The organism is uncultured Campylobacter sp., from assembly GCF_938045225.1.
Lineage (GTDB): Bacteria > Campylobacterota > Campylobacteria > Campylobacterales > Campylobacteraceae > Campylobacter_A.
Genome location: NZ_CALINL010000205.1, coordinates 1 through 2525, shown reverse-complemented (window position 1 = coordinate 2525; position 2525 = coordinate 1). Strand labels below are relative to the sequence as shown.

Here is a 2525-nt window from a genome sequence, read left to right as displayed (position 1 = left end):
AGAGATCCACCGCTCGATGTCCGAATCCGAGCGAAGAGCGCAGATCCACAGCGACTACGAGAAGTTGCACATACTTCCTTATAATTTTAAAGTAGACGATCAAGAGCATATAGAAGATCCTTTGGGTATGAACGGTAGCAGGCTTGAGGTGCAAACGCACATCATAATGGCGCAAAAATCATCTCTTAGTAACCTAAGAAAAGCATTAAATTTAGCTGGAGTCGAGCCTGATAATATCGTACTTTCCAGCTACGCTTCGGCTATCGCGACGCTAAATCAAGGTGAAAAAGATTTGGGTGTAGCATTTATAGATATGGGCGGTGCAACTTGCAATATGATAATTCACTCTGGAAATTCAATAAGATATAATGAATTTTTAGGCATAGGATCATCAAATATAACAAACGACCTATCCGCTGCGCTTCATACGCCTATTTTAAAGGCCGAAGATATAAAATTAAATTACGGTATTTTATTAAATAACGCTAATGAGCTAGTTGAAATTCCTCCGATTAATGAAGACGGCAAAGTGCAAGAAGTCTCACTTGATATTATCTCAAACGTCATTTACGCAAGAGCTGAAGAAACATTAATGATTCTAGCAAAAATGCTCGAAGATAGTGGGTATAAAAACTCAATAGCTGCAGGCGTAGTACTTACCGGCGGCATGACTAAGCTTGAGGGCATTAGAGAGCTTGCCGTGGCAATATTTGACAATATGCCAGTAAGAATAGCAAGACCAAAAGAAATGGAAGGACTTTACGAAATTTTAAGAGATCCAGCGAATTCTTGTGCAATCGGGCTTTGTATGTACGGCGCAGGCTACTTTACACCTTATGAAATAGACTCAGAAAAGAAAATGAGATATAAAGACGAAGTCGTAGTAAAAAATAAAATTTTAAAAGATATAGTATATGACAATGGAATAAAAACCGAAGACAGAAAAAATCTCGAAGAAGTAGATAATAAATTCTTCAAGGGAAGCACTTTAGATGATAACTATATAGATGATTTGAGAATAGATGACGACAGAACTTTACAAGACGAACTAAATGAAGATTTAAATAAAAAAGAAAAAAAACCAAATATTTTTTCAGTAATTTGGAATAAAATAACACAACTATTTTAAAAGGAGATTAGGTTAATATGGGTAACTTTACGGTAGAAGAGAAAAAGCCTTCATACGGCGCAAAGATAAAAGTGGTAGGCGTAGGCGGTGGCGGCGGAAATATGATAAATCATATTATTAGAGAAAAAGGCGACGAGATGGACATTGATCTAATAGTTGCCAATACCGATGTAAAAGCACTTGATAGCTCTTTGGCTTTTACCAAACTTCAACTTGGAGAAAAGATCACAAAAGGGCTTGGCGCAGGCATGAATCCAGACGTTGGAACTAAAGCCGCCCAGGAAAGTTACGAAGAGATAAAATCTACGCTTGAATACTCAGATATCGTATTTATAGCATCAGGTCTAGGAGGCGGTACAGGTACCGGCGCAGCTCCGGTAGTAGCGCAGGCAGCTAAAGAGATCGGCGCTCTAACAATCTCAGTAGTTACTATGCCGTTTGAATTTGAAGGTAAAAAGCGTTATAACCTGGCTTTGAAAGGACTAAATGAACTAAAAAAAGAGTCTGATTCTATAGTGGTAATCCCAAACCAAAGATTAAAATCTCTAATTGATAAAAAAGCCGGTATAAAAGAAAGTTTTAAAATAGTTGATAACGTTTTAGCACGAGCCGTCAGTGGCATGTGTACTATCGTACTTGATTCAGGAAATAGCGACATAAACTCTGACTTTGCAGACGTTAAAAAAGTAATGGAACATCGCGGTATGGCTCTACTTGGCATAGGCGAATCAGAAGGCGAAGGCGCAGCCCAGGAAGCAATAAAAAATGCAATACAATCTCCGTTGCTAAGCGATATCACTATAAACGGTGCAGTAGGCGTTCTAGTACACTTTAAATATCATCCAGATTCTCCTTTTAGCGACATCGAGGAAGCTATGAACCTAGTGCAAAAAGCCGTAGACGATGAAGCCGATATCATCTTCGGAACTACAAGCGACGAAAGTTTTGAGAATAACAAAATTCAAGTTACCATAATTGCTACTGGTTTTAGAGATAAAGAAGAAGAAAAACCTACCCCTGTAGCTTCTACTCCTGATGCCGCATTTAAAAAATCAAGAAATCCGATCTTGGACGAAAGAATAACCAGACTAAAAGTTAGCGGTGGATACAATAGCGAAGAAGTAACCAATGTGCTAGAAACACCATCTTATATAAGAAACCAAATGGATTAATAAAAAGGATTGGGTTTATCCCTAATCCTTCTATGTTTTATTGCATTGGCATTTTAAAATACTTAGTTTAGCGTAAATTTATATCTCCATCACCTATTATACATTTAACATTATAGAATAATTCAATAAAAATCTTTGTAAAACAAATCATAAAAGTACCGCAAACTCCACACATATCATCTAAAATAATTAAATTTTATAAATATTAAATAATATTTTGGCTA

General features: G+C 36.8%; 2 protein-coding genes. Both read left to right on the top strand.

Features of this window, described 5'->3' with window-relative positions; translation table 11 throughout:
• Positions 1 to 1129: cell division protein FtsA (gene ftsA, locus Q0200_RS07635; protein ID WP_297939916.1), on the top strand; the 1129-nt coding region annotated here is incomplete at its 5' end.
• Positions 1130 to 1146: 17 nt separating this feature from the next.
• Positions 1147 to 2301 (top strand): cell division protein FtsZ, encoded by a 1155-nt coding sequence (gene ftsZ / locus Q0200_RS07630; protein ID WP_297939912.1) that lies wholly within the window; start codon positions 1147 to 1149, stop codon positions 2299 to 2301.
• Positions 2302 to 2525 lie beyond the last annotated feature (224 nt).

Bases quoted from the DNA above. Each gene is read 5' to 3' on its own strand.
- ftsZ (WP_297939912.1), top strand. From the start codon at position 1,147: ATGGGTAACTTTACGGTAGAAGAGAAAAAGCCTTCATACGGCGCAAAG.